This is a genomic window from Bradyrhizobium sp. AUGA SZCCT0176, assembly GCF_018130145.1.
Taxonomy (GTDB): Bacteria; Pseudomonadota; Alphaproteobacteria; order Rhizobiales; family Xanthobacteraceae; genus Bradyrhizobium.
In genome coordinates this window covers 233,440-253,414 of record NZ_JAFCMB010000006.1, presented here as the reverse complement: position 1 = coordinate 253,414, position 19,975 = coordinate 233,440, and the positions used below count along the sequence as shown (strand labels likewise).

General features: G+C 60.8%; 16 protein-coding genes. 11 read left to right on the top strand and 5 right to left on the bottom strand.

Annotated elements, in window-relative coordinates; all coding sequences use genetic code 11:
* Nucleotides 1–7: 7 nt before the first annotated feature.
* Nucleotides 8–994 carry a DUF808 domain-containing protein gene (locus tag JQ600_RS17375; protein WP_212389895.1) on the bottom strand — a complete coding sequence of 329 codons (987 nt, stop codon included), beginning with the start codon at nucleotides 992–994 and terminating at the stop codon, nucleotides 8–10.
* Between the two features lie 311 nt (nucleotides 995–1,305).
* Here JQ600_RS17375 and JQ600_RS17370 point away from each other — a divergent pair, with 311 nt between their 5' ends.
* The 5 genes from JQ600_RS17370 (at nucleotide 1,306) to JQ600_RS17350 (ending at nucleotide 7,537) form a co-directional block, all read left to right on the top strand.
* Nucleotides 1,306–2,610, top strand: coding sequence for a sorbosone dehydrogenase family protein (locus tag JQ600_RS17370; RefSeq protein ID WP_212389894.1), 1,305 nt, complete (start codon nucleotides 1,306–1,308; stop codon nucleotides 2,608–2,610).
* A gap of 163 nt (nucleotides 2,611–2,773) precedes the next feature.
* On the top strand, nucleotides 2,774–3,541 hold the full coding sequence (locus tag JQ600_RS17365; protein WP_212389893.1) for a hypothetical protein: 768 nt from the start codon (nucleotides 2,774–2,776) through the stop codon (nucleotides 3,539–3,541).
* A 122-nt stretch (nucleotides 3,542–3,663) separates the two neighbouring features.
* Nucleotides 3,664–3,852, top strand: coding sequence for a hypothetical protein (locus JQ600_RS17360; protein WP_212000260.1), 189 nt, complete (start codon nucleotides 3,664–3,666; stop codon nucleotides 3,850–3,852).
* Between the two features lie 253 nt (nucleotides 3,853–4,105).
* Complete coding sequence (locus tag JQ600_RS17355) at nucleotides 4,106–5,389, top strand: cystathionine gamma-synthase family protein (protein WP_212271870.1); 1,284 nt, start codon at nucleotides 4,106–4,108, stop codon at nucleotides 5,387–5,389.
* A gap of 234 nt (nucleotides 5,390–5,623) precedes the next feature.
* The gene (locus tag JQ600_RS17350) at nucleotides 5,624–7,537 is read left to right on the top strand and encodes a diguanylate cyclase (RefSeq protein ID WP_212389892.1); all 1,914 of its coding nucleotides are present in this window, start codon (nucleotides 5,624–5,626) and stop codon (nucleotides 7,535–7,537) included.
* A 57-nt stretch (nucleotides 7,538–7,594) separates the two neighbouring features.
* Here the strand turns inward: JQ600_RS17350 and JQ600_RS17345 are convergent, their stop codons facing one another.
* Nucleotides 7,595–8,410 carry a bifunctional 2-polyprenyl-6-hydroxyphenol methylase/3-demethylubiquinol 3-O-methyltransferase UbiG gene (locus tag JQ600_RS17345; protein WP_212389891.1) on the bottom strand — a complete coding sequence of 272 codons (816 nt, stop codon included), beginning with the start codon at nucleotides 8,408–8,410 and terminating at the stop codon, nucleotides 7,595–7,597.
* A 48-nt stretch (nucleotides 8,411–8,458) separates the two neighbouring features.
* Here JQ600_RS17345 and JQ600_RS17340 point away from each other — a divergent pair, with 48 nt between their 5' ends.
* The 3 genes from JQ600_RS17340 (at nucleotide 8,459) to JQ600_RS17330 (ending at nucleotide 11,754) form a co-directional block, all read left to right on the top strand.
* Nucleotides 8,459–10,186, top strand: a complete 1,728-nt coding sequence (locus tag JQ600_RS17340) for a sulfatase-like hydrolase/transferase (RefSeq protein ID WP_212389890.1) — start codon at nucleotides 8,459–8,461, stop codon at nucleotides 10,184–10,186.
* 210 nt (nucleotides 10,187–10,396) lie between these two features.
* Complete coding sequence (locus tag JQ600_RS17335) at nucleotides 10,397–11,551, top strand: hypothetical protein (protein ID WP_212389889.1); 1,155 nt, start codon at nucleotides 10,397–10,399, stop codon at nucleotides 11,549–11,551.
* Complete coding sequence (locus JQ600_RS17330) at nucleotides 11,521–11,754, top strand: hypothetical protein (RefSeq protein WP_212389888.1); 234 nt, start codon at nucleotides 11,521–11,523, stop codon at nucleotides 11,752–11,754. Before JQ600_RS17335 ends, JQ600_RS17330 begins: the two co-directional genes overlap by 31 nt.
* 328 nt (nucleotides 11,755–12,082) lie before the next feature.
* Here JQ600_RS17330 and JQ600_RS17325 read toward each other — a convergent pair whose 3' ends face one another.
* Nucleotides 12,083–12,361, bottom strand: a complete 279-nt coding sequence (locus tag JQ600_RS17325; RefSeq protein WP_212266578.1) for a hypothetical protein — start codon at nucleotides 12,359–12,361, stop codon at nucleotides 12,083–12,085.
* A 134-nt stretch (nucleotides 12,362–12,495) separates the two neighbouring features.
* Nucleotides 12,496–15,948, bottom strand: a complete 3,453-nt coding sequence (locus JQ600_RS17320; protein WP_212389887.1) for an AAA family ATPase — start codon at nucleotides 15,946–15,948, stop codon at nucleotides 12,496–12,498.
* A gap of 69 nt (nucleotides 15,949–16,017) precedes the next feature.
* Between JQ600_RS17320 and JQ600_RS17315 the strand changes: the two genes are divergently transcribed.
* Together JQ600_RS17315 and JQ600_RS17310 are read left to right on the top strand one after the other, a co-directional pair.
* Nucleotides 16,018–17,085 (top strand): ABC transporter substrate-binding protein, encoded by a 1,068-nt coding sequence (locus JQ600_RS17315; protein WP_212389886.1) that lies wholly within the window; start codon nucleotides 16,018–16,020, stop codon nucleotides 17,083–17,085.
* A gap of 161 nt (nucleotides 17,086–17,246) precedes the next feature.
* Nucleotides 17,247–18,155: an NAD(P)-dependent oxidoreductase gene (locus JQ600_RS17310; protein ID WP_283814740.1), complete on the top strand. Its 909-nt coding sequence runs from the start codon at nucleotides 17,247–17,249 to the stop codon at nucleotides 18,153–18,155.
* A gap of 213 nt (nucleotides 18,156–18,368) precedes the next feature.
* On the opposite strand, the gene JQ600_RS17305 is transcribed toward JQ600_RS17310, so the two are convergent.
* On the bottom strand, nucleotides 18,369–18,512 hold the full coding sequence (locus JQ600_RS17305) for a hypothetical protein (RefSeq protein ID WP_212266582.1): 144 nt from the start codon (nucleotides 18,510–18,512) through the stop codon (nucleotides 18,369–18,371).
* Nucleotides 18,513–18,681: 169 nt separating this feature from the next.
* Between JQ600_RS17305 and JQ600_RS17300 the strand changes: the two genes are divergently transcribed.
* Nucleotides 18,682–19,824 carry a serine hydrolase gene (locus JQ600_RS17300; RefSeq protein ID WP_212389884.1) on the top strand — a complete coding sequence of 381 codons (1,143 nt, stop codon included), beginning with the start codon at nucleotides 18,682–18,684 and terminating at the stop codon, nucleotides 19,822–19,824.
* Nucleotides 19,825–19,975: the final 151 nt, after the last annotated feature.

The following is a 19,975-nucleotide window of genomic DNA, read 5'->3' as shown; positions in this document are numbered from 1 at the left end:
TTTGTTGTCAGCCCGGCAGAAGCCGCTTCACGCGTTTCCAGGCGGGCGCCACGGCATATCCGATGATCGGGATTGACGCCGCGCCGACCACCAGACCGATCACGCCTGAGATGGCCGCCTCGACGATCCATTTGAACAAACCGGCGACCGCCGGCAAGGCGTGAGCCGCAGCGTCGGTCGCGGCGTGGACGGCATGACCGATCGAAGGCGGGCCGTACGCCTCGATGCCATGCAAGATGATGCCGCCGCCAACCCAGATCATGGCGGCGGTGCCGACGGCGCTGAGAAATATCAGGAAGACGGGCATGCCCCGGACAAGAGCATGTCCCAATCCGCGGCCGATGCTGGCAATGACCGAAACATTGTCGTTTCGCGCCAGCGCCACACCGGCGTCGTCCGCCTTCACGATCAGAGCCACCAGGCCATACACCGCGACGGTGATTCCGATTGCGACCACCGCCAGCACGATGGCCTGCTTCAGGATGCTCCCAGCGGGCAGGGCCGCCAGTGTGATCGCCATGATCTCCGCCGACAGGATGAAGTCGGTCTTGATGGCGCTCGCGACCTTCTGGTCCTCGAGCGTCTGCGCCTGCAACGCCACCGTGCCGAGCTCGGCCTCATGCTGGTGCGCATGATGGGGCATGACGGCTTCGTACAGTTTTTCAACGCCTTCGTAGCAGAGATAGGCCCCGCCAAACATCAGCAGCGGCGTGATCGCCGAGGGCAGGAAGTAGCTGAGCGCCAGCGCAACGGGAAGCAGGATCAGGAGCTTGTTGCGAAGCGATCCGGCCGCGATCTTGCCCACGATCGGCAGTTCGCGCTTGGCCGCGAAGCCGATCACGTAACCAGGCGTGACCGCGGTATCGTCGATGACGACGCCGGCCGCCTTTACCCCCGCCTTGGCGGCCTGGCTGACCACATCGTCAAGGGAAGCCGCTGCCACCTTTGCGATCGCCGCGATATCGTCGAGAAGGGCGATCAGTCCGACGCTCATCGATAAATCCCGTTCATTATTCGCGGGTTCCTCGCCGAGCGTGACCCTCCGCAGATTGAGCTTTGACAGCGGATCAGCTTTTACAGCATCGGGCGGCGTTTCACGACCTGCTTTTTCGACGCAATCCAGACTTGCAGTTCAGCGCGCGAGGTTTCAACGCACAGAGACGTCGGCTATAGCGTTTTCGAGCGAAGTGGATACCGGTTCGCGTCAAGAAAACGCGTCAAGAACAGGGATCTAGGGCAAGATCGGTTCTGATTTGATCAGGACCGATCTTGCTCTAGTGTGCGCGCGATCCAATGGGGAATGTCATGAACTTTTCTGCAATTTTTGCGCGCATCGTCGCGCTGATCGGTGCTGGGGCGCTGTTTTGGCGCAAACTGCAGGGCGCGGCGCCTGCGCCTGCCTGGGGCAGCACGCCCGTGGTGCCGGAAGCGAAGCCGCAGGGCGCCATTCCGACGCTCAAGATGCCGTCGGCGAGGGGCTGGGACGACGGGCAGAAGCCGACGGCAGCACCGGGGCTCAAGGTCAATGCATTTGCGACCGGCCTGAAACATCCGCGCTGGATCAACGTGCTGCCAAACGGCGATGTCCTGATTGCGGAATCGAACCAGGTCGCAGGTCCGGTCAGAAACGTGTTCGGCTATGCGATGCAGGCCACGATGCGACGGGCCGCGGCGCTTGGCGATAGCGCGAACCGCATCACGCTGCTCCGCGATGCGGATGGCGACGGCGTCGCCGAAAAGCGCGGGATTTTCATGGAGGGGCTGAACCAGCCGTTCGGCATGGCGCTGCTCGGCGACACCTTTTATGTCGGCAACACCGACGGCTTGGTGGCGTTCCCCTATGTGGCGAACGCCGATCGCATCACGGCAACAGGGCGCAAACTCGTCACCTTCAAGCCGGGCGGGCATTGGACGCGGAGCCTGCTGCCGAGCCCGGATGGCAAGAAGCTCTACGCCGGTGTTGGCTCGCTCACCAACATTGCCGACAACGGCATGGAGGTGGAAGAGGGCCGGGCCGCGATCCATGAGCTCGATCTTGCCAGTGGCTCCAGCCGCATCTTTGCCGGCGGCCTGCGCAATGCGGTGGGCATGGCGTGGGAGCCGCAGACCGGCGTGCTCTGGACTGTCGTCAACGAGCGCGACGGTCTCGGCGACGAGACGCCGCCGGATTACCTGACCTCGGTGCGCGATGGCGGCTTCTACGGCTGGCCCTATTGCTACTGGGGCCAGACGGTGGACGACCGGGTGCCGCAGGATCCGGCCGCGGTCGCCAGGGCGATCACGCCGGACTATGCGCTCGGCGGTCACACCGCGTCGCTCGGTCTTTGCTGGGTGCCCGCTGGCACGCTGCCGGGTTTTCCCGATGGCATGGCGATCGGCCAGCACGGCTCCTGGAACCGCAGCACGCTGAGCGGTTACAAGCTCGTTTTTGTGCCGTTCGAGAACGGGCGTCCGTCAGGGCCGGCGCGGGATATTCTCTCCGGCTTCCTCGCACCCGACGAGAAGGAATCCTATGGACGACCGGTCGGGGTGGTGGTCGGTCCCGACGGCCGGTCGCTCCTGATGGCGGACGATGTCGGCGACGTGATCTGGCGCGTCACCGGCGCGTAGCAGAACTGAGCGCGCCCGCGACGGCTGGATCGGCGCGAAAGCGCTGGCCGGCCGTCACCGGATGTGGCGGTAATCTTGTGTTGCGTAGCTTGCCGGAAGCGTTGAGAATTAGCGCTCATGTTTGGCAATTGAATTTGGCCCTTGTTGCCGAGAAGGCCTGTTAGTGCGCGTTGCCGGGTGGATATTGCTGATTGCCGGGGCTCTGCTTTGCGCCACTCTGGTATGGGCGACGGTTGGGTTCCTGCTGATGGGCGTCGGCCTGCTGTCACTTCTGGTGGCAGAGAACAACCGACGACGGGTGAGTGTCCCACCGTTAAGCCGCGCGCCAGCCGATGAGCGCATGGCGCAGCCTCCGGTTCCTGAACCGCTCGTCTCTCGCGAACCCCCGAAGCCGATAAGCCCACCGGCGGTTTCCTATGACAGTCAGGCATGGCGTCAGCTTGTTGAAAGCGATGTCGATCTCGCGCGGATAACCTCCGTGTTGGCCGACTACGGCCAGCAATATGTGGACGAGCTAGCCGGCGAATACCTCGCTGACATCGACAAGCAGCGCCTTCCCGCCATCGTTGACGGCATCATCGGAAGAGCAAGCAAGAGTGTTGTGCCGCGTGGCAATGGCAGGCTGGCTGTCGACGCCAGGCCGCCCAATCCGGTTGGCAGTGCAACGGCGGCCCGTCGGCCGGATCGGCCATCGACGCCTTTGCGGGAGCCGACATTAAAGCTTTCCGAAAAATCGTCCGATTCCGCTTCCTCGCCGGTCGAACCGGCCAGACGACTGGAAGCTATTGGCGCACCCGCCGAGCCGCCGACTGCAGTGGATCCTGCACCGGGCGAGGGAGACAGCAACAAGACGATCATCAGCGCCGATGAGGAACTCACCGTCATGCTCGGCAAATTGTCTGCGGACGCGGCCACGCCAAGCAAGAGCTGAGCGCTGCCGCGGTTCAGCCATCACATTGCCGGGATCGGCCGGCCAATCTTGTAATAGCCATACTTCGACCACGACCAACTGGCTTGATTTGCGCGCACCCGAAAACAAAACGGGAGATCGCAATGAAGCGAGATATCGGGGTGATAAGCGGCGCGACGCTCGCGATTGGCGTGGTCATGTGGGCGTTTGTGGGCAATCCGGCCAGCACGAAGCGAACCAATATAGCGCAGCACGTGACCCAGACGATGGACGTTGCGCCCGAACTCAAGCATGTGACCGAGCGCAGCCCGTATATGCGGTCCGAGCGCTGACCAGGCTGCGACAAATCGACGATATTTCCTAACCTCGTGGCGGTATTGCCGGCCCAGCTGCGACAGCATCTCGCACGGGCGACGTGGTCGCCTTGCCTGCGAACGCAGTGAATTCACCCCCGGATGTTGCTAGGCTGCTCCAGAGATCGGTGACCCGAGTCGTTGGATGCCGTCATGTCCACGCGAACGGCGCACCGTCTTTGACGACCCCCACAAAGGGGAACGTTTCTGAATGCAGCCAGCGAGGCAGGCCATGGTGAAACCGTTTCCGTCCAAGACCCACATCGGCAACCACATGCTGCATCCGGAAACGCTGATGCTGAACTACGGCTACGATCCGCAATTGTCGGAAGGCGCCGTCAAGCCGCCGGTGTTCCTGACCTCGACCTTCGTGTTTCGGACCGCCGAAGACGGTCAGGATTTCTTCGATTTCGTCTCGGGCCGGCGCGAGCCGCCCGAGGGGATGGGCGCGGGCCTGGTCTATTCGCGGTTCAATCATCCCAACAGCGAGATCGTCGAGGACCGGCTTGCGGTCTACGAGCGCACCGAGAAATGCGCGCTGTTCTCGTCCGGCATGTCGGCGATCTCGACGGCGATCCTCGCCTTCGTCCGCCCCGGTGACGTCATCTTGCACTCGCAACCGCTGTATGGCGGCACGGAAACCCTGTTCACGAAAACGCTTGCGGGCCTCTCGATCGGCTCGGTGGGTTTTGCCGACGGCATCGACGAAGCCGCGGTGCAGCTGGCGGCGGAGGACGCCATGCGCAAGGGACGGGTTTCGATGATCTTCATCGAGACCCCGGCCAACCCCACCAACGGACTGGTCGATATCGCGATGGTCCGCCGCGTCGCCGAGAACATTGGCGAGGCGCAGGATCACACGCCGATCGTCGCGTGCGACAATACGCTGCTCGGACCGGTGTTTCAGCGGCCGATCGAACACGGCGCGGATCTGTCATTGTACTCGCTGACCAAATATATCGGCGGCCATTCCGACCTGATCGCGGGCGCCGCGCTCGGCTCGAAAGCCCTGATGAAGGACATCAAGGCGCTGCGCGGCGCGATCGGCACCCAGCTCGACCCGCATTCCTGCTGGATGCTTTCCAGGTCGCTCGAGACCTTGAGCATCCGCATGGAAAAGGCCGACGCCAACGCGCGGCTGGTGGCGGATTTTCTGCGCGACCACGCCAAGGTGGCGCATGTCCATTACCTCGGCCATCACGATGCGAACTCGCCGGCCGGGCGTCTGTTCGCAGGGCAATGCACCGGCGCGGGCTCGACGTTTTCGTTCGACATCGTCGGCGGCCAGGCCGCCGCCTTCAAATTCCTCAACGCGCTGCAGATCTTCAAGCTGGCGGTCAGTCTCGGCGGCACCGAGTCGCTGGCCAGCCTGCCGGCGAGCATGACCCATTCCGGCGTTCCAGCCGACATCCGCCAGAAAATCGGCGTGCTCGACTCCACGATCCGGTTGTCGATCGGCATCGAGCATCCGTCCGACCTGATCGCCGATATCGCGCAGGCCCTGAACGCGGCGTAGCTGTGCGCCTCGCGTGATGCCTGCTTGATGCCCGGGGGAGGACATTCCCTCTGGGGCAGCGTTGCCGCGGGCCGAGCCCAACGCAACCTCCATGGTTAATGAAGTACGACCGCATTTCTTAACATCCGATACAGCACGAGGGCAAAACGCTCACCCATTCCGCCGTTGCTGTTGTAGAGGCAACGCGGCGTTAAGCCCTCCATGGAAATTTGCTCGGATCGGAGCAGCCTTAAGATGATCACCAGCCGGCGGGAAATTGGCAAAGCACATATCCCGTTGTGGGCGGCGGGATTTGTGGCGTTGGCTTGCGTTGCAATTCTCGCGCTAAGCGGCTGGCGCGAATGGGAGTCCCGGCAGGTCGATTTGAAGAATGCCGAAGTGGACATGGCCAACCTTGCCCGTTCGCTGACGCAACATGCCGAAGATACTTTTGATCTGGCTGATACCATCCTCGCCGGAATGGCCGACCGCATGGAGACCGGAGGAACCGGTCCCGCCGCGGTCGAAAAAATCCAGACGTTTCTCAAATCGCGCAAGTACAACCGGCAACGTATCCGCGGCATCTTCGTCTATGATGAAACCGGTCGCTGGCTCGCAACGACCGAAGACATCAATCTCGCCGGTCTCAACAACGGCGATCGCGACTACTTCCAGCAACATCGCGCCTCCACCGACCGCGGGACGCTGGTTGGCCGGCCGGTCAAGAGTCGTTCGGGAGGACAGTGGATCATCACCCTGTCCCGTCGCTTCAATCATCCCGATGGCAGTTTTGCCGGCGTGGTGTTGACCAGCATCGACGTGGCCTATTTCACGCAATTCTACCGGCGGTTTGACATCGGGCCGAACGGCTCGGTGTCGCTGTTGAGTGCAGATGGCATCATGCTGGCGCGCAGCCGCGACGAAGACGGCAGCAATGTCGGACGCGATATGTCCAAGGCGCCATTGTTCCGGAACCTGAAAGACCGCCCCAGTGCCAGCGTCTATTACTTCAAATCGCCGCTGGACGGACTTGAGCGGTTGAGCTTCTACCAGCTGAGCAGCCGATATCCCATCCTGGTTCTGGCGACCAAGGCGCAGGACGATGTGCTGGAGCCATGGCGCCAGCAATCGTTCACACGGCTGGCTGTCGTCGCAGGCCTCTTGCTGGTGATTGCGCTGACCGGCTTTGCCTTCGTGCGTTACCTGCTGCAGCGCCAGCGCATGGCGGCAGCCCTTGTGGCCAAGGAGGCGGACTTTCGCCTGCTGGCCGAACAGTGCAGCGATGTGGTGATGCGTATCGGGCTGGATGAGCGGATTCTCTACGTTTCGCCATCATGCGCCCGCGTTTTCGGCCACGACCCCGCCAAGTTGCTGGGAGCGCCGGCCCTTGCGGCAATCAATGAGGAGGACCGGCCGCGGGTTGAGCAAGCCATCGCTTCATTGAAAAACGGCGAGGCCGAAGAGGCGCGGCTCATCTATCGCGTCCGTCACCGCGAGAAGAACGAAATCTGGGTCGAGACGGCGCTGCGCGTGACGCGGGCGGCCGAGACCAACAAGATCGACGGCGTGGTCGCAATCTCGCGCGACATGACAGAGCAGCAGGATTTGCAGAACAAGCTGGCGGCGCTTGCCACGTCCGATGGCTTGACGGGATTGGCCAACCGACGGCATTTCGACGAGCGCCTGTCGGAGGAATGGGCGCGCGCCAGGCGCGATGGCACGCCGCTATCGCTGTTGTTGATCGACGTCGACCATTTCAAGAAATTCAATGATCACTATGGTCATCAGGCCGGAGACGCCTGCCTGCGCGCGCTGGCGCGGATCCTGGACGCGCAAATTCGCAGGCCGGCAGATCTGGCAGCCCGCTACGGTGGCGAAGAGTTCGTGCTGCTCCTGCCCAACACCGATTCGGAGGGCTGCATGCAGGTCGGCGAGAAGGTGCGTGAAGCGCTTCTTGAACTCGGCATGCTGCACGCGCTCAACCCGCCTTCCAAACTCATTACGGTCAGTCTCGGCGGTGCGACGAATGTCCCGGCCCAGAGCATGACCGAGCACGCGGCCCTGATTGCCGCAGCGGATCGGGCGCTCTATTCGGCCAAGAATGGAGGACGTGATCGGCTGGTCATGTCAGGACAAGTCGTCGCCTGGCCTGATGTCAAAAGCGCTTGATACAAGACCGCGTGAGGCGAGACGCCTCGCCATTTTCGATCTGGCGCTTGGCTGACTTCACGAAGTCTTTTTGGCCCTGACCGAATACGACAACGGCATGCGCGGCACGTCATCGGCAAGCCGCCACAGCCTTTCCGATGCCGGCACCAGGCTTGGCAGGCCGCGCCAGGGCAACACTTCGTGCTCCCTGAACATCGTAATCGTCAGTCCGGCATCGATCAGGCCGCCGAGCACGGCCGAGAGCGAGTGGATCCACTCGCGGGTCGATCGATGCGACATGATCGTGGGATCGCCGGTGTAGGTTGTTTCATTTGCGAAATGCAGCGGCCGGTCGGCAGGCGTTTGAAAATCGTAGGTGGGAACAAGCCTGCCGGCGAATTCTTCCAGCACCGTGAAGCTGGGATGCGCGTCCGCGAAATAGAGCTCGCCACCCGGCGCCAGCACGGTCGCAATGGTCTGTGCCCATTTCTTCATATCGGGCAGCCAGCAAATGGTGCCCCAGGTGGTGAAGACGAGATCGAACGGGCCCGGCGTCAGGGTAGGGGCCTGATCGACAGCCCCCTCGACGAAATCAGCCTTCAGCCCGGTCTCATCGGAGAGGCGCCGCGCTACCTCCAGCGCGGCCGGGGAAAAATCCAGCCCGGTAACCGTCGCGCCGCGCCGCACCAGGCACAGCGTGTCGCGGCCGATATGGCACTGCAGATGCAGGACGCGCTTTCCCCTGATGTCGCCGAGTTCCGCCACTTCAATCGCACTCAGCGCATCCTCGCCCGCCCGAAACCGGTCGAGCATGTATTCACCGTTGGTATCGCGTGCATGAATGACAGTGCGCTCGTCCCAGTTCCGGCGGTTGATGTCGACGGGGTCGGTCATGTCTGCTCCATCTTGATGACCCCTAGCAGATTTCAATGTCCTTCGCGAATGTCCGCTTTCGCCATCGTGGACGTCGATTCATTCCTCTGGCATCTTGTCGAGATGTCGTTGGCCCTGATCATCCTGATCGCTCTCGCCGTGCTTTGGTTTGCGGAGCGCAGCCTTGAGCACCTTGCATTGGCTGCGGCCGCGCTGTGTTTGTGCACCGCAATGCTGCTGTTTGTCGTTAGCGATCTGGAACGCGCGATCCTGTTGTCATCCATCGTGGCGGCGGCAATTTTCGGAGCGTCGAGAGTTAAATATAATCACAGCGGGATCAAACTCATTGCAACCGATTTGCCGCTGGCTTTTGCGGGAACAGTTCCATTTTTATTGGTGCAATATCCGCTCGCACTGACAGCTGCTCTGGCGGGAACCATCGCACTCATGCTGGCCGCGGTCGCGACCCTGATTTACGTGCGCGGACCGCCAGTCCCGTTTGAACTCCAGATCATGTTTTTCGGCATGGCTTGTATTGGCCTAGTGGCGGCCTACAAAGCGAGCGGCGGGCCGGTAACTTTCCAGCGCAATGCGGCGCTCCGCCGCTGTTTTCTTTCCAGCTTCATCGCTTCGCTTCTCAACCCGCTTTCCTGGCGGCCGTCCGGCGGGCTCGCGCTGAGCGACATCGCCAAAGATCCGCTGCCGCTGATGGCGGCCGTACCGGCGCGCAGCCTCGACTATCCCGACATCATCGTGATCCAGCACGAGTCGATCTTCGATCCACGTCTGTTTGGTCTCCCGGTTGAGCCGATTGTCGAGTCGTTTCTGTCACCGAAAGACGGACTCCATGGCAGCCTCAACGTGGATATTTTCGGCGGAGGATCGTGGCAATCGGAATTCAGCCTGCTGACCGGCCTTTCAAGCGCGAGCTTCGGTTCGAACGCCTATTTTCTCTTCAAGCGCGGGGCCGGCCGCTTCCACAGCAGTCTTCCAGGGACGCTCTCGGCGCTTGGATACAGAACAATGCTGACTTCGAGCTGCCGTCGCAGCTTTCTCAGCTATGACAGGTTCTACCGTTCAATCGGGATCAACGAACGTCTCTTCACGGATGATTTTGAGCCGCCCTTCGACGTCGATCGTTTCGAAACCACAAATTCCGATGCGTTGTTTCTCGGCGCCGCGCTCAATGCGCATATGAAAGGCATGGCGGACGATGCCTCACCTCGCTTTCTATACGCGCTGACCAACTTCAATCACGGCCCGCACAACCGAAACCTGGTTGCCCCCGGGCGCTTTGAAGGCGAGCGGGCGTTTGCTGCCGCGAGCCTTCCCGATGCACATTATGCCGAGTATTACGCGCGGCTGGTCGAGACCGCCGTGACCTGGAATAGACTCAAGTCCGAGCTTTCCTCCCGTTTTCCCAAGCGTCCGACACTCATTGTACACTATGGCGATCATCAGCCCGTCATGACCCGGCGGATCGAGAAAAAACTCAAGCTCGGCTCGGACGCGAGGCGGCAGTTCCGCACGTTCTACGCCATGGAAACCTTGAATGATTTTCCTGATCGAATTCCGCGTGGACGCGGCCCGGACCTGGATATCGCCTTTCTCGGCACCGTGGCCTTGCAGCATGCCGGTCTGCCGCTGGATGAAATCTTCGCGACGCGAGCGAGCCTGCTTGAACAGTGCGGCGGCGCCTACTTCGCGTCATCGTCGGAACGGAAACGCCGGTTTCACCGTACCCTGGTCGATCTGGGCGTGATCGACGTGGCACCAGCGGTGCGATACCAGCGCTAAACCTTCCCCGCAGGGCCCACGTCGTCCGCTTGCCGAACGTCCGCTACTGCGCCAGCAGCTTCGTCCCGCTCCGAGCTTCGCGAATGCTTGTCACTGTGGGATACGGCCCATGCTTGGTTGCTTCAGCAAGATTTGTTGCATACCCTCGTGAGGTTCATCGTTAGCTTCCTTTCAGGCGAGATCATAATTTAAGCGATACGGGAGAAGTTGGTGGCTGCGCGATTGCTGTTTACGAGCGCGGGTAACGGTTCGAGTAATAATTTGGTCCGCAGCATCCGGGCCGGCGCCGGCTCTTCCTTTATTGCTGGCTGCAACGACGACCAGTTCGCCCTGAAGAAATCCGACGCCGACAGAAATTACCTCGTCCCGCCCGCCGACCACCCGGAATGGAGCGAGGTGCTGCGCTGGATCATGAAGACCGAACGCCTGCATCTCATTATTCCGACCGTTGATTCCGATGTTGAGAGCCTGTCGCGCGCACGGAAGACCCTCGGCGAATATCTGTTCCTGCCAGGCGAAGCTGTGCTGAGTGTTTCCCGCGACAAGTACCGTCTCGTTTCACTGTTGCGCCGCAACGGCATCGACGCTCCCGAAACCTATCCGGTGGAGGACCTGAAGAGCGTCACCAAAATCTTCCAGCAGCTCAAAGGCGGCAGACCACTATGGTGCCGCGTCCGGAGCGGGGCCGGCGCGCTCGGCGCGCTGCCGGTCCAGACCGCCGAGCAGGCACGGAGCTGGATCAGGTACTGGAAGGAGATGCGCGGCGTGCCGGTTACGGCTTTTTTGCTGTCGGAGTTTTTGCCGGGCCGGGATTTCGGCTGCCAGAGCGTCTGGAGGGACGGCGAGCTGGTGCTCATCAAGACCTACGAACGGCTCTCCTATCTTGGCATGGGCAGCCAACCATCGCGGGTCTCCTCGGTGGCGGGGCTGGCAAAGACGGTCTTCGAACCGAAAGTCGTGGACACCTGCGTGCGGGCCATCAAGCTGCTTGATGCAAGGGCGTCCGGCGTTTTCAGCGTGGATCTCAAGGAGGATGTGCGCGGCATTCCCTGCATCACGGAAATCGGCGTCGGCCGGTTTACGTCTTCGACCAACATTTTCGATATGGTCGGAAAGCACAACATGGCCAGGACCTTCGTTCAGCTGGCGCGAGGCCTGAAGGTCAAGATCGAAGACAGCTACGAGGCCACGCCGGACTGGTACATGATGCGAGACCTCGACGGCGCGCCGCGCATCTTCCACGCCTCCCAATTCGCTGATAACATTCGAAGTACTTGGCAAGGGGCCGCCTCGGGTCGGGGCCGCCTGAAAACAACGGGAAGGGGCGAGAGCGGATGGCGTACATTCAAGTCAACAAGAAGATAAGCACCACAGGCCGTACCTATATTCGGGTGGCGGTCACGCCGAAGAGCGCCGAAGGGAAGGCGATGCTTCGTCAGTTCGTGGCGGGAGTGAAGGATTTTGAGAAAAAGTGGAAAGCGACCGCGGCCGCAAAAAAGGACCGCCTTGCAAGGGAAGCAAGAGTCAAGAAGAGAGCTGCCAAGAAAAAGAAAGCCGCCAAGAAGTAAGTCTCCCGAGATCCGGGATCCGGTCGTCACCGCGCTCGCAATCGATGGAGGCCTCGATAGCCATGAGCTCGAGGCCCTTCAACTCGAACTGCGAGCGCTCGCCAGCGCTTGCGGACTGGAGGTCACCGCCCTGGAAGTTGCAGCCCCGGAAGCCAAGGCTGCGAAGCAGCCCCCGAAGCCAAGGCTGCGAAGCGCCGCTAGGACATGATGCGTTTAGGTCGGAGCGACGGATCCTTACGATGCGGCGCACGTCAAAAGCAGTTTGAATGATCTCAAGGAATTGAAAGAGGAAAAGGATAATACGAAAACGCCCCCTCCAGGGGCGCCTTTAAGCCACCAGTGCTTGAAGCTCTACCGCCTGTTCCCGGTTATGCACGGCAATAGCGGTGTGACTATAGAGGGCATTCGACTGAAGGGTAGCGAGGCGGTCAAGCAAACTGCTGCCCTTGACGACGTGCAGGCCCATTCCCTCTTCCGAGGGGAAGATACCCAAAACAACATCATAGGCCGCGACCACATCCCTCAATGCGGCGGCCGGGTTTTTTGAACTTTCAATGAATGTGCGAACGTCCGCTGCGAGATCGCGCAGCTCGTCAAAATTTTCCAAAGCGGTACTCCAACGCAACTAACTGCCCGAATCTTGAATGCAGAAGATTACCGAACCATCAACAAATCCCTCGCAAGGGGGTTTTGCGCTGGATATGGCGTCTTCCTTTTCCGGCACTTCTCTTCGACCTTGGACTAGGACAATGAAGCAAGCTGCGACTGCGTCTGCTCCAGCCAGAATTGCATGCCAAGTTGCTGGAACAGGGCTGCGGCCGCATTGAGATGCTGCTCGGCGCTTCCGCTCTGGCCGGCCGATCTGTAGCGTTTTCCGAGCCCGAGGTGACATTGAGCCGCCAGGGGGCGCAGATCGAACGCCTCGGCCTTTCGGAGGGCTTCGTGAAAATTGGTTTCGCTCTCGTCGAGGGGGGAGGGGTCACTCAGTCCAAGCTCGGCAAGGAGCCGGAGCGCGTAGGCTTCATAACCGTACTCTCCCTGTTTGCGCGCAATCAGGAGTGCTCGCCGGGCGGTTCGCTCTGCGTCGGCCATGCGGGCGCCCCGAAGATAGGCTTCGCCCAGGCGGACCAGAATCATGGCGTGGCCACCGAGGCGATGCATGGTGTTTCCCTCGCGTTCGGTTTCCTCCAGCAGCACGATCGCCTCGTCCGCGCGATCCGCCAGGCAATAAGCGTGCCCGAGCGCTACGCCGATGAGCGGTAGCACCAAGGGAAGCGTCCACGAGCGGCCGAGATTGAGGGCCTGCTCGAGGACCGCGATGCTTTGCGCCACGTTGCCCTGCAGCGCCAGAACGGTGCCTTTGCAGTAATAGGAAAAGGCGAGGCTGTAGACCTGGTTCGCGCTTTCGGCGATTTCGACGGCCTCCTTGGCGAAAAACGCAGCGCGCTCAAACTCGCCGAGTTCGGCGAGCGAGCACGCAAGATATCCGCGCATGAATACGCCAAGAACCCCCGTGGTGCCCATCATCTCGGTGGCAATGTCGCCGCGAAGGCGCTCAACGGCCGCGTCCAGTATCTCTGCTGCGCGACGGTGATTTCCCCTGGCGGCGCACAGGGCCGCAAAATGTCCGCTCACCACCATCCGCAGCGGCAGTTCGTCGAGCTCTTCCGCGATCGCCATGGCGCGTTCGCCGGCTTCGGTGGCGGGATCGAGCTCCCCCATCAGGCGGTAATACTGACACAGGAACGATGAAGCTTGACCGAGTCTTCGCTTGTCGCCGAGCTGCGTGGCCTGCACCTGCACCTTCTGAAGGTGTTCCAGGCATCGCTCGAGGTAGCCCAGCGGGTGAAGCGAGTTGCGCAGATCAAACCGGATATCGATGGAAAGTTCGATATTCTCTCTGGTTTCGGGCACTTTCTCGAGGATGGAGAGTGCCTGTTCGAACCAGACCCGTCCGTTCTCGAGCGCCGAACGCGACAGCGCTTTCTGTCCGGCCTGCCGGAGGTATCGAACAGCTTTCTCCAGCAGCTCACCACGAACGGCATGCTGCGCCAGGCGCTCGATGTGTTCGCCGAGCCGATCCCGATACAAGGTCTCTATCGCATTGACCAGTCGCGCATGGAGCGAGCTCCGCCGTGCCCGCAGCAGCCCATTGTAGGTCACTTCGTGGGTGAGCGCGTGGGTGAATGAGTATTCAACGTCTGGGTAAAGTCCGGTCTCAAAGAGAAACTCGGCCGTCTGCAGGTGTTCGAGCGCATGATCGAGTGCTTCTTCGGTAAAATCGGCCATGGGTCGAAGCACCGCTAGCGGAATCTCCCGGCCCACCACGGAAGCGATCTGCAGCAGATTTTTGTCGCCGGGGAGAAGCCGATCGATGCGCGCCGCCAGAATGGCCTGTACCGTGGGTGGAACCTGGATATTTCCAATCGGGCGCATCAGCCGATAATGACCTCGGTCTCCCGACAAGGCCTGTGTTTCCACCAGGGCACGGACAGTTTCCTCGAGAAAAAACGGATTGCCGCCGCGCCCCATGAGAAGCTGCTTGAGCGGGTCAAGTTCGGGATCCCGGCCAAGCAGCACTTCCAGCAGATCATGGGTGTCATGGGTCGGCAGCGCGCTTAACCTGACCTGACGGTAGTTTGGCCTGGAGCCCCAGACGTCCTGGTAGCCGGGACGATACGTGACCAGCAGCAGCAGCCGGGCCGAGCCGAGAGCGCCCGCCAGGGCGTCGAGCAATGCTTGCGTCTCGTTGTCCACCCAATGAAGGTCTTCGAAGATCAGGAGAACCGGCTGCTTGCGAGCTGCCTGCAGTATCAGGCCTCTTACGGCGTCAAGATGGCGACGCCGGCGCTGAGCCGGATCGAGCGCGTGCCAGCCGGCGTCATCGACGGGGATGTCGAGCAGCGCCAATAGCGCCGGAAGCGTCGGTTCAAGCCCTTCGTCGAGCGCGATTGTTTTCTCGACTACCTTGCGGCGTATTTCGTGCTGCTCGTCCCGGTCCTGGATCGCAAAATAGCTCTTGAGAAGCGCGACCACGGGCAGGTAGCTCGTTCCGCGTCCGAGCGAGATCGCCGTGGTCTCAAGCACCAGCCAGCCAAGCAGTCGATGCGAGTGGGTGAACTCATGAAGAAGACGCGATTTGCCAACGCCGGCCTCGCCGATAACGGCGACCAATTGGCCCGCCCCGGTGGCCACTGGCTGCTGTGCACGGCGGAGCTGATCCAGTTCGGTCTCGCGGCCAACGAACTGGGTTAAGCCCCGAATGGTTGCCGCCTGCAAGCGGGTGCGCGCTGGGCCTGCGCCAACGAGTTCATAGACCTCCTCGGGCTCGGCAAGTCCCTTGATCGTCATCGGGCCGAGAGATCGCGCGGTTATGTATCCTTCCGCCAAGCGGATGGTCTGTGTTGTCGTCAGGATCGAGCCGGGTCGCGCCATCTGCTCCATGCGAGCCGCCAGATGCGCGGTCTCGCCAACGACGGTGTATTCCATATCGAGATCTTTACTGATGGCACAGACGACAATTTCCCCCGAGTTGATCCCAACGCGAATTTTGAGCGGCTGTTCGGCACGGTCGGCCAGTTCGGCGGCAGATTCCTGTATCATCAGCGCGGCGTAGCAAGCGCGCACGGCATGATCCTCGTGCGCCAATGGCGCGCCAAAGATCGCCATGATCCCGTCACCCAAAAGCCTGTTGACCGTCCCCTCATAGTAATGGACGGCATCAATCATCTGCTCGAGCACGGGATTGAGGATCGCCTGCGCACTCTCGGGATCGCGGCCGTATATCAGCTCCAATGACCCCGTGATGTCAGCGAACAGCACGCTGACCTGTTTTCGCTCGCCCTCGACTTCGGCTCTGGCAGTGAGGATTCTTTCGGCGAGGTGGCGCGGGGTCGGCGGTCTCAGCGCCAAAGAGCGTGAAGACAAAAACGTCGGCACACTCCGGCCCGTGGCGTGACCGCAATGCGAGCAGAACTTGGCCGTGGGCGACAGCTGGTTGCCGCAACTCGTACAAACAGGTGCCAGGGCGAAAGCACATTCCTCGCAGAACTTCGCTTCCGCGCTGTTTTCGTGCTGGCAACCCGGGCAGATCATTTGAGCTTCCAGGAAAAATAGCGTGGTCGAAAAAATCGAGCAAACGAAGGTAGCGTCCAGCATCACTGGCAACAAGTCAGTATTTCGCGCATCGCTCAATTGGCGAAAGCTCGCTTTGCGCCAGAAGCGGGCATACCCTCCAGGTCAGCTTTTGGCCCGGAGCGGACATTGGCCAGCATCTCATGTTGCAGCGAGCCCGGTTTTAACCTCTATCAAGGTGTCCGTTTGAGCAGTTATGATGCTGCCTCCGAGACGGGGGTGTGCATGAGGCGCCGCGAGTTCATCGGTCTCATCGGCGGCGCGGCGGCGGCTTGGCCGGTAGTGGCACGTGCGCAGCGGTCGGGCACGCCCAAGGTTGGCTATGTCTGGATCGGGGAACGTAGCACGGACGTGAGCGGCGCCGGGCTGCGTCAGGGACTAGTCGACAAGGGCTATGAAATCGGGCGCAATCTCGCGTTCGAAGACCGATACGCCCACGGCGACATCGAAAAGATCCCGGCACTCATTGCCGAGCTTCTCGCGCTCAAGGTCGACGTTCTTGTGACGGTGGGTACGTCCATCAGCCTTGCGGCGCGGCGCGCGACCTCAACCGTGCCGATCGTTTGCATATCCGGCGATCCAGTCGGCACGGGTCTCGTGGCTAGCCTGTCACGGCCGGGAGGCAACGTCACCGGGCTCTCGCTGCTTGCGGCTGAATACAGCGAAAAGTGGCTGGAACTGCTGAAAGAGGCGCTGCCGAAGCTGCATCGCGTTGCGGTGCTGTGGAATGCCGACAATCCGAGCATCGTCCTGGAAATGGAACGGTTGCAGGCAGCGGCGCGTGCGCTTGGCCTCGATTTGACCGCGTTCTCGGCGAAGCCCAACGACATCGAGGTTAGCTTTGCCGCAATCGCAAACGGCGGCTTTGACGGTCTTGTTGTGACCACCGATGCCTCTATAGAACCAAGTACACCTCGGATTATTGCATGGGCTGCGGAGCACCGACTGCCGGCGATCTATCCATTCAGCACCGCCGTCCAGCAGGGCGGCCTGATGTCCTACTCTGCTGACTTTTTTAAACTGTGGCGGCTTGCGGCGAGTTATGTCGATCGCATTCTCAAGGGCGAAAAGCCGGCCAACCTTCCCATCGAGCAGCCGACCGCGGTGACCCTGAAGATCAATCTGAAGACGGCGAAAGCACTCGATCTCGCCGTGCCATCGACGCTGGTTGCCCGCGCCGACCAGGTCATCGAATAGGCGGCAGGTCCGTTCATGGCACTTAACGGACGTCGACATTTGGCCGAACGTCTGCTGTGCGCCAACAGTGGCCATTCCGGGAGGAATTCGGATTTGAGCCGGACCGCGAAGCGCCGCCAATGATATGATTTCCCGCGGTTGGCTGAGAATCGTCGGGCGGGTTGGTTGTTGGCAGGAGTCAACAGGCTGGAGGTCACGTGACAGATCGGACAGTGGGTATCATTGGACTGGGCATCATGGGGGGCGCCATCGCCCGCAACCTCGCCACGCGCGGCTGGGCCGTCGTCGGATTCGACACCGAGCCGGCGCGCAGGAGCGAGCTTGCGCTTGCCGGCGTTGATATCGTCGATGGCACCAGCGCCGTCGCCGCCCGCGCCTCGACGATCATGACGAGCCTGCCCAACGCCGGGGCTGCCCATGCGGTTGCTGCGGAAATCGCCGCGTGTGCGCAGGGTGAGCGCATCGTGGTCGAACTCAGTACGTTCACCATCGCCGACAAGGTGTACTTCAAGCAAATTCTCGAGTCTGCAGGTCATATCGCGCTCGACTGTCCGCTCAGCGGCACAGGCGCCCAGGCCGCGGTTCGAGACCTCGTCGTCTATGCGAGCGGCGATAAAGCCGCGATCGCGCGCTGTGGCGGTCTGTTTGCCGACTTTGCCAAGCAAAGTGCCGATCTCGGCGAATACGGCAATGGCAGCCGGATGAAGTTCGTCGCCAATCACCTGGTCGCCATTCACAACGTCGCCTCGGCGGAAGCGATGCTGCTCGCGGAACGGGCCGGCCTCGATTTGAATCAGGTGATCGAGATGATCGCTCCCGGCGCGGGCGGTTCGCGGATGTTTCAGATGCGGGCCCCGATGATGGCAAGCCGCAGCTATGAACCGGCAACGATGCGGATCTCGACCTGGAAAAAGGACATGGCCATTATCGCGGAGTTCGCCAGCGACGTCGGCTGCGAAACGCCGCTCTTTGCAATGACGCAACCGGTTTACACACAGGCCATGGCGATGGGATTGGGCGATCAGGATACGGCCGCGGTGTTCGAAGTGTTGAAGGCAGGCGGCCCGTAACGGGTCAGCGCCGAACGGCCGTTTGGCGCCCGGAGCGGTTGTTCCAGCACCTGCGGCGAGGCGACCCCCGCCGGAAATGACGATGTCAGCCCGGTCGCACGATATGTGCCCTAAACCAAGGGATAGCCGACTCCATCCCAATTGCGTAGGGGGAGGCTACCTCGGGACGGCCGAACCATACCCGCGTGCAATGGTGTCCGCCGACGCGTCGCGCTACCAATCCAGCACGACGAAATGCAAAGCAACGGAACCGGACCCCCGAGCCGGCAGTTGCAAGACAAGGTCGGCGGCGTAATGCCCGCCGGCCTTTTTCTTTTTATCGCGCCGCGCGCCGAACTTCTCGCCATTGCGATTCATGATGCGTTCTTGATGGCTTGCAACGAATGCCCGCGGGGCGCGCCAGCAGCAGACGTTCCCTCTGGTCCTTCTTGACCCTAAACGGACTTCACGCTGTTCTGGGACCAGGTGCAAAATACAAAAAAACAATCTACGCTGGGGATATCGCTCTCAGTTGAGAAAGGCCGCGATGTCCATTTCACGCAGACAGTTGCTTCAGACTTCGTTACTTTGTGCTGCAGGAATGGTCCACGGATCGTCCCCGGCTCTTCCTCAGGAGTCCGCCCCGGCACCGACGCCGGATGAGCGCAAGAGGTTGGCTCGGTTGGCCGCCGCTTTCATGGAAACCTATGAGGTTCCGGGTCTCTCGATTGCGATCGCAATCAGGGGAAAGCCTGCCTACGTTGAGGCGTTCGGCGTTGCAGATCGTGACACTGGCGAAGCATTAACGCCGCAACATCGATTTCGCGTAGCGAGCATATCGAAGCCGATTACGTCCACCGGAATTTTCACACTCATCGAAGCAGGAAAATTGCAGCTGGATCAGCGCATTTTTGGACCAAATTCCATTTTTGGTGATGATTACCCGTGGTCGGCCGATGGATCTGAAACACGAATTACAATTGAGCATCTGTTAACTCACACCACCGGTGGTTGGAAAAACGATGCTCGCGATCCAATGTTCTTGAACAAGCAACTGAACCATCGGGAACTAATTACCTGGACATTGAAGCAAATGCCTCTTGCCGTCCCTCCAGGGACATCCTTTGCCTATTCCAATTTCGGCTACTGCATACTTGGGCGCGTGATTGAAAAACTTACTGGTCAGACCTACGAACAATTCATCAAGGAAAACATTCTAAAGCGCTGTGGAATAAACGATATGCAGATTGCCGGAAATACGTTGACGGACCGAGCGATCAACGAGGTAAAATACTATAGTCCGGCTGGGGGCGATCCTTACGGGATGAACGTCGCCCGAATGGATTCTCACGGTGGTTGGATTGCGACACCGAGCGAGATGACAACGTTCTTCGTTCATATCGATGGGTTCAAGACTACGAAACAACTGCTGACCGACGACACGCTCCGCACAATGAGCACCCCTACCGCCGCAAATCCCCGTTATGCCAAAGGCCTGTTCGTTAATTCGGCCAATAATTGGTGGCATGGCGGTTCGTTGCCTGGAACAGAAACCCTTTCTGTACGAACAAATAGCGATTTTTGCTGGTCCGCGTTTACCAACACGCGGCCCAAATTCCGGGACATGACCGCCGCTCTTGATATGTTGGGATGGCATATGGTGCGTTCGGTGGCTGACTGGCACCCATGAGAAATGGGCCCGGACCGTAATACGCTCCGGTCGCTGATGCCTTCATTTCAGTGTGCGCATGTCCGTTCATGGTAGCCAGCCGCAGCCATTCGGCCCGGTGGAACGCCGAACCTCCGACTGCCGTGGAAGGAACAAACTTCAGAACTCGGCC